This window comes from Leisingera sp. F5 (genome assembly GCF_001593695.1).
In genome coordinates, this window is the sequence record NZ_LUKH01001229.1 from 1 (window position 1) to 1,178 (window position 1,178).

Here is a 1,178-nt window from a genome sequence, read left to right on the forward strand (position 1 = left end):
TGATCGGCGCGCTTGGCCGGGTCGGCACCGGCGCGGCAGACCTCTGTGAAGCAATGGGGGTCAAAGTCACCAAATGGGACATGAACGAAACCGCAAGCGGCGGCCCTTTCCCGGAGATCCTGGACCATGACCTGTTTCTCAACTGTATCTTCGCCCGGCCCGGCACACCGGTCTTTGTCCCGCGCGAGGCGCTGGCTGCGGACCGCAAGCTGACCGCCATCGGCGATGTCGCTTGCGACCCTGACAGTGACTACAATCCGGTGCCGGTCTATGACCGCGCGACATCGTGGGAGCAACCTGCTCTGCGCGTCGCCGAACACCCGGTGCTGGATGTGATGGCAATCGACAACCTGCCCTCCATGCTGCCGGTGGAAAGCTCCGAGGATTACGCAGCCCAGCTGCTTCCCTCGCTGCTGACCCTCACCGATCTGGACAGCGGCGTCTGGGGCCGGGCCAAGGCCACCTTCCTGGAGCATCTGCCCAAATGACAGGTTTGTCCGTTCACGGAGAGGGCAGCGCCCGTCCGCGGGCGGAAGCAAAGCGCCCGCCCATGGGGGCGGACGGGCGTTGCCCGACCTTTCGGCCGGGGGAAACATTCAAAGATACTCAGCCGAACACCTTGCGCGAGAACCGACGGAACCAGCGTTCCTTGCCGCTTGCGGCGCCACCCGGCACCTGTTCCGCCTGGGCGGCGATGCCGGCAGTATCCACCACCGTCTTGCCGTCCTGAAATTGCAGCCGGTAAAGGTCGGCATAGGTGCCGCCGCGCGCCAGCAGCTCTTCGTGGGTGCCCTGATCCAGCACCCGGCCGCGATCCATTACCACGATCTTGTCGGCGTTGCGGATGGTCGACAGCCGGTGCGCGATCACCAGCGTGGTGCGCCCGCCCGCCAGCTTATCCAGCGCCTGCTGCACCACCTTCTCGGATTGCGCATCCAAGGCCGAGGTGGCCTCGTCCAGCAGCAGCACCGGCGTATTGCGCAGCAAGGCGCGGGCAATCACCACCCGCTGGCGCTGGCCGCCAGACAGGGCTGATCCGCGCGGCCCGACACGTGTCTCCAGCCCATGCTCCAGCTTGGGCAGGAAATCCGCCACATGCGAGGCCTCAAGCGCGGCTTGCAGCTCTGCGTCGGGCACATCGGTGCGGCCCAGCACGATATTCTCAAGCAGGGTTTCGT

General features: G+C 65.9%; 1 protein-coding gene and 1 pseudogene. One reads left to right on the forward strand and one right to left on the reverse strand.

Features of this window, described 5'->3' with window-relative positions; genetic code table 11:
• Positions 1–488 (forward strand): annotated as a pseudogene (locus tag A2I95_RS40370) (saccharopine dehydrogenase); the annotation flags it as partial.
• A 118-nt stretch (positions 489–606) separates the two neighbouring features.
• Here A2I95_RS40370 and A2I95_RS40375 read toward each other — a convergent pair.
• Positions 607–1,178: ATP-binding cassette domain-containing protein (locus A2I95_RS40375; RefSeq protein ID WP_291737942.1), on the reverse strand; the 572-nt coding region annotated here is incomplete at its 5' end.